Raw genomic sequence first — 5964 nt, forward strand, 5'->3', positions numbered from 1 at the left:
GATGAACACCGCCAGCACCTGGCCCATGATGATGATCGGCTCGCGTCGTACGATGCCGTAGATCAGCGTCATCAGCCCGCCCGCCATCGAGAAATACCAGAAGGCCAGCGGCATCACCGACTGGCCCTGCTTCTCGCTGGCGAGCCATTGCACCAGGAAACGGGCGGTGAAGAGCAGCTGCGCGACGATGCCGAACAGCAGCCAGAAGTCGAATTTCAGCACGAAGACGTCATAGACATATTCGGAGATGGCCTGGCCGATCGAGATGATCATGACGCCTTGTCTCGCATGCTGTCGGCCTCGGCCGCGCCGAGGATCTGCGGCACGCGACGGCGTCGGCGGATCAGCCACCACACCCCCGCAAGGTCCAGGATGCCGACCCAGAGCCGGTCGAAGAAGCCGTAATTCGACACGCCGCTCAGCCGGTCGCGATCCCGCACCTCCTGGTGCAGCACCTCATAGCCCTCGCGCACGATCAGCGCCGGCATGAAGCGGTGCAGCGCGTCGAAATAGGGCAAGGCGAGATAGGCCTCGCGCCGGAACAGCTTCAGTCCGCAGCCGGTATCCCGCGTGCGGTCGCCGAGGATGCGGCTGCGCACCCCGTTGGCGACGCGCGATTGCAGCTTCTTGAACCCGGTCGCCCGGCGCCCGACGCGCTCGCCCTGCACCAGCCCGGCGCGCGGCCCGCCGCGGCGCAGCGTCTCCAGCATCTGGGGCAGGAAGGCGGGGTCGTTCTGCCCGTCGCCATCCAGCGTCGCGACGATCTCGGCCCGGGCCTGCCGCACGCCGCTGCGAACCGCGGCGCTCTGGCCGCAGGATTGGGCATGGGTGATGATGGTGAGCCAGGGCCGGCTCTGCGCCAGCGCGGCCAGCGCCGCACCGGTGCCGTCGCTGGACCCGTCATTCACATAGATCAGCTCGAAGGGGCCCAGCGTCGCGCAGGCGGCTTCGATATCGGCGATCAGCGGGCCGACATTGCCGACCTCGTTGCGGACGGGGACGACGACGCTCAGCGTCGGTAAGGGGGCATTCTCTGTCAAAACAATGGTTTCCGGAAAGGCGGGCGCAACCTGCGTCAAGCTGCACGGCTGGGCAAGCGGAATTCAGCAGGCGTCACTGCCTGACATAGACGGCGATCTCAAGCCTGCGGCCGCCATTCAGATTGAAGCCGCGCAATGTCGTCACCAGCCGCGGCGGCGTCGGCAGCGGGGCGATGGCGGCCTGGAACGAGGCGGCGAAGCGCTGCTCGACGAAGGCGACGCGGCAGCCCGGCTGGGTGAGGAAGGCGGCGGCCCCCGCCCCGTCCGCCACCATGGCGAGATCGGTGCCGGTGAGGAACACCAGGCTCGGCTCGCGATAGCCCAGCGTCACCACCTTCGGCGCCGGGCAGCCGGCCAGGGACACCGCTTCCGCCAGGCGCGGGGAGAGTTTCAGCGAGCGCAGACTGTCCAGCGCGAAGCCATAGACCGCGGCGCCGAGCAGCAGGCTGGCCAGGACGCCGCGCCAGAGCACGCCCTCCCATGCGCCGCGGCCGAACGCAGCCAGGACGCGCCAGGCGACGAGCAGCGCCAGCGCCAGCAGGGGCAGAGCGAGATAAGGCAGGGTCCGGTCCAGCGTCCAATTGCCATAGAGAATGACGCCGACCAGCGCGAGCGGCACCAGCAGGACCAGGGAGGCGGTCGCCATCGCACCGCGGCGGCTGCGGTCGATGCCGTCATTGATCACCGCGAGCAGCAGCAGGCCGGTGATCGCGGGATAGAGTGGCAGGACGTAATGCGGCAGCTTGGTCGGCACCGCCTCGAACACGATCCAGCTGGGGACGATCCAGGCCAGCAGGAACAGCACCTGCGGCTCGCGCCGCCGCGCCCAGGCGAAGGGAATGGCCATGGCCGCGAAGGCCGCCGCCGGCCAATAGGTGCCGAAGAACAGCAGGAGGTAGAGGCCGGGTGGGCCCCAATGCTTCTCCTGGCCTTCCGCCACCTTGCCCAGCATGTCGTTGCCGATGCTTTCGGCGAAGAAGCTGCCGCCGGTCTTCCAGGCGATGGCGAGAAACCAGGGCAGCACCACCAGCAGGCAGAGCAGCAGGCCCGGGCCGAAGCGCAGCGGCTTGAGCCAGCGGAGGCTGCGGGCGGACAGGCTCAACGCCAGCGCGGCGAGCCCCCAGACCATCGGCACGATCGGCCCCTTGACCAGCAGGCCGAGCGCGGTGGCGCCCCAGAACACCAGCCAGTTCCAGCGGCTCGGCACGAAGGGCAGCGAGCGCGTCCAGTCGAGCCAGACGCGGGCCAGCGCGCCCATGCTGGCCACGGCGCAGGCCGCCAGCAGCGCGTCGGTCTTGGCGATGCGCGCCTCCACCCCGAGCAGCACCGCCGCCGCCATCAGCGCCCCGCCGAGCAGCGCATAGCGCCGCGCCAGGAAGGCCAGCAGCGCCCAATAGGTCAGCAGCACCGTGGCGATGGCGCCGAGCAGCGACGGCAGGCGGTAGAGCCAGATCTGCGTGCGCGCCGCCGGCACGCCGAGCGCCTCCCCGGCGGCCACGCTGGCGCTCTGCAGCCAGTAGATGCCCACGGGCTTCTTGTGGCGCGCCTCGCTCTGGAAACGGATGTCGACGAAATCCCCGGTCTCCAGCATCTGCTTCGTCGCCTGGGCGAAGCGCGGCTCGTCGCGGTCCATCGGCTGCAGGGTCGAGAAGCCGGGCAGGAAGGCGAAGAGCGCCAGCACCGTCAGGAGGATCGCTGCCCGCAAATGGCTGGCCGTGCCGGCCCTGACCAGCCGTTCGATCGCGGGGGTAAGCGAAACCATTCTCTATCCTCGCAACCGCCGAAGGCGCTGATGTGACAGGCCCGCCATGGCAAAGCCGCCGCGGCTGCGGCGGGCGGGGGCCGTCCGGATGACCGGCGCCGGCTCGCCGCACCGGCTCGGCATGAGCCGTGATCCGGCGAGGCCATGGCGGGGCGACGCATCGGGTGGCCCCGCCGGCGCGGGTTTACGCCGACGCGCCTTCCATCGCAAGCCGCACTCCGCTCCAGCGGCGGGTGCGGCGGCTCGGGCTCAGGCCGCGCGGGCCATGGCGGGCGTCGCAGCGCGCTGCGGCGTGCCGCCGGTGCGGGTCCTGAAGCTCGCCACAACCTGGTTCAGGCGCTGGATCTGCTGCGAGAGCGTCCCGGCCGAGGCGGCGCTCTGCTCCGACAGTGCGGCGTTCTGCTGCGTCATCTCGTCCAGATGCGCCACCGTCTGCGCCATCTCCTCGATGCCGCTGGCCTGTTCGCCCGACGCGGTCGCGATGCTGTCGATATTGCCGGACAGACCCGTGGCGGCGGCGACGATCTTCTGCAGCACCGCTCCCGCCGACTGCACCAGCTCGACCCCTTGCGCCACTTCCTGGCCCGAGGCATGGATCAGGTTCTTGATGTCGCGCGCCGCCTCGCCGGAGCGCTGGGCCAGGGTGCGCACCTCCGAGGCCACCACCGCGAAGCCCTTGCCGGCATCCCCTGCCCGCGCCGCCTCGACCGCGGCGTTCAGCGCCAGCAGATTGGTCTGGAACGCGATCTCGTCGATCACGCTGGTGATCTCGGAGATCCGCCCGCTGGATTGCTCGATCCGCGCCATGGCGGAGACGGCCTCGCCGACGATGGCACCGCCCTCCTCCGCCGTCGTCTTCGCCTGGCGCGCGAGCTCGGCGCTGCGGGCCGAGGACATGGCCCCGTGCTTGACCGAGGCCGCGAGCTCCTCGGTCGTGGCCGCGGTCTCCTCCAGCGAGGCCGCCTGCTGCTCGGTCCGCAGCGACAGATCGCTCGCCCCCATCTCGATCTCGCGCGAGGACAGGCCGATCTGGGTCGCCGTCGCCTGGATCGTCGAGACCGTATCGCCCAGCCGCTCGATCGTCCCGTTGATCGCCTGCTTCAATTCACCGAGCCGCCCGCGATAATCGCCGGAAACGGTCCGCGTCAGATCGCCCTGCGCGACGCCCTCCAGCACCGCGGCGAATTCGCTGGTCGCGACGTCGACGACGCGGTTGATCTCGTTCATCCCGCCGACCAGCTGCTCCAGCTCGGCCATCACGCCGCTTTCCGGAATGCGCCCGCTGAAATCGCCCCGCGCCGCCAGCGACACCACCCGGCCGACCTCCGCCACCACGGCGACCATCGCGTCGGCCCGCGCCGCCCGCTCCTCGCCCGACAGCCGATCCTGCGCCTCGAGCGTGCGCATCCGCACCGCATTCTCCTGGAAGACCGCGACCGCATTGGCCATCGCGCCGATCTCGTCGCGCCTGTCCCGGTGCGGGATCGCGCCGTCGAGCTGGCCCTGCGCCAGCCCGCGCATCGCGCCGGTCAGGTCCTCGATGGTCCGGACGCCGCGCCGCACGATCAGGACGACGCAGGGAATGATCAGCATGATCACCAGCAGCGTCTTGCCGAGCAGGGACAGCTCGAAACTGCCCAGCCGCTCCAGTTCCGGCCGGCGATCGACCAGGGTCAGCACCGTCAGCGGCTCCGCCCCGATCACCGGGATATGCTGCATCGCCATCTGATAGGGCACGCCCGCCACCTCGATCGTCATGGGTTCGGGGACCGCCGAAGGCCTGGTCACCGCGGCGGGCAGCGTCTTCAGGGCCGGCAGAGTCGAGGCATTGACCTTGCCGGCGAAGGCGAAGACCACCTCCGAACCGGTGACGTGCTTGACGTCGGCCGCCGTCTCGGCGCGGAAGCGGGAGCCGATCTTCAGCGTCCCGACGCGCTCGCCCCGCGACAGGATCGGCTGCACGGCATCGGTCGAGACCTCGCCGGAGGTCGCCGAGACCGTCAGCCCCTGCGCCGCATGCCCCTCCAGCGCCCGGCTGACCAGCGGCTCGGCGGCCTTGCTGTCGCCGAAGCTCTCGGGCTTGTGGCCGCGCATCACCACGGTGCCGCGGCGATCGGTGAGTTCGAAGGTCGAGACGATCGCGTCGCGCGCCAGCGTCTGCTTGTAGAGACGGGTCGCGACCTCCTGCATCTGCGCCCGGTCGCCACCGGCGACCGTCGCCACCACCTCCGGATGGGAGGCGTAGATCGCGGCATAGCTGGCCATGCGGCTGCCGAGTTTCAACAGCTGATCCTCGGCGCGGCGGCCGGCGCTGGCGACATCGACCAGGAAATCCTCCTCCGCATGCGAGGTCAGGGCGAGATGGGCCACCACCATCATGCAGAGACCCGTGGCGACACAGGCCGTCGCCACAAGAGCCACCGCTTTCGCGCTCAATCTTCCAACCCGCAGCATCAGAATCTCCCCGGAATGACGTAGGGTCATTCTGTACGAAATGTGATTAACGCTACGTTATGTCGGCTGCGTCGTGCTGAAGCGCTGTCGGATTTGGGCCGCTCCGATCGTGGCGTGGACCGCCGCGCCACTCGCCGCGGCGCGGCCGGCATGCGACACAGGGCACGGCACCGGGAGGACGAGCCATGTCTGCTGCCTTGTGGCGCGCGATCGGATGGGGTCTGGGCGGCCTGCTGCTCGCCCCGCTCGCGGCCATCCTGCTGGTGCTGGCGGCGATGCTGCTGGACCCGAAATGCGGTCCGGGTGATTCCGGCGGCTGCGCGATGGGCCTGGTCACGGCACCGCTGGCGGCGGCGCTGCCCGGCTTCGTGCTGGGTTTCGCGCTGGGCGTGGCGGTGCAGCTCTGGCGCAGCCGCCCGGCGGATTGGCGGCTGGCGATACGGCGCCTGCGCGATTGGGGCCGCGAGCCCTGAAGGCGCCGCTCAGAGCAGGCCGACCGCACCCTGCAGCCAGACGGCCGCCGTGAGCGTGGCGACCATGGCGCCGACCAGAAGCCTCTGCCGCCTGCTGCTGACGCCAGCGACCGCGACCTCGAAGCCGAAGGCCGCGAGGCCGAGCAGGCTCGCCGCGAAACCGAAATCGGCCGGGGTCCAGCGTACCTCGTCGGTGACATGCATGGCGAGGCAAGGCAGGATCAGCGCCAGCGCG

General features: G+C 70.3%; 4 protein-coding genes and 2 pseudogenes. 1 reads left to right on the top strand and 5 read right to left on the bottom strand.

Annotated elements, in window-relative coordinates; translation table 11 throughout:
* From ASG72_RS16545 to ASG72_RS20430, 4 genes and pseudogenes are all read right to left on the bottom strand, one after another.
* Positions 1 to 273: pseudogene (locus tag ASG72_RS16545) on the bottom strand (lipid-A-disaccharide synthase N-terminal domain-containing protein); the annotation flags it as partial.
* Positions 270 to 1040, bottom strand: a complete 771-nt coding sequence (locus tag ASG72_RS16550; RefSeq protein ID WP_056714274.1) for a glycosyltransferase family 2 protein — start codon at positions 1038 to 1040, stop codon at positions 270 to 272. The pseudogene ASG72_RS16545 and the gene ASG72_RS16550, both read right to left, overlap by 4 nt.
* Before the next feature lie 73 nt (positions 1041 to 1113).
* A complete protein-coding gene (locus ASG72_RS16555; protein ID WP_056714276.1) occupies positions 1114 to 2802 on the bottom strand; it encodes a glycosyltransferase family 39 protein in 1689 nt (562 codons plus the stop codon).
* 249 nt (positions 2803 to 3051) lie between these two features.
* Positions 3052 to 5238, bottom strand: coding sequence for a methyl-accepting chemotaxis protein (locus ASG72_RS20430; RefSeq protein WP_162246260.1), 2187 nt, complete (start codon positions 5236 to 5238; stop codon positions 3052 to 3054).
* A 203-nt stretch (positions 5239 to 5441) separates the two neighbouring features.
* Between ASG72_RS20430 and ASG72_RS16565 the strand changes: the two genes are divergently transcribed.
* A complete protein-coding gene (locus ASG72_RS16565; RefSeq protein WP_156396007.1) occupies positions 5442 to 5729 on the top strand; it encodes a hypothetical protein in 288 nt (95 codons plus the stop codon).
* A 9-nt stretch (positions 5730 to 5738) separates the two neighbouring features.
* On the opposite strand, the pseudogene ASG72_RS16570 reads toward ASG72_RS16565, so the two are convergent.
* A pseudogene (locus tag ASG72_RS16570) lies at positions 5739 to 5964 on the bottom strand (hypothetical protein); the annotation flags it as partial.

Origin of the sequence: Allobosea sp. Leaf344 (genome assembly GCF_001426225.1) — a bacterium.
Classification (GTDB): Bacteria; Pseudomonadota; Alphaproteobacteria; order Rhizobiales; family Beijerinckiaceae; genus Allobosea.

Excerpts from the sequence above, each read along its gene's own strand:
- ASG72_RS16555 (WP_056714276.1), bottom strand. The coding sequence starts at position 2,802 with ATGGTTTCGCTTACCCCCGCGATCGAACGGCTGGTCAGGGCCGGCACG.
- ASG72_RS16565 (WP_156396007.1), top strand. The coding sequence starts at position 5,442 with ATGTCTGCTGCCTTGTGGCGCGCGATCGGATGGGGTCTGGGCGGCCTG.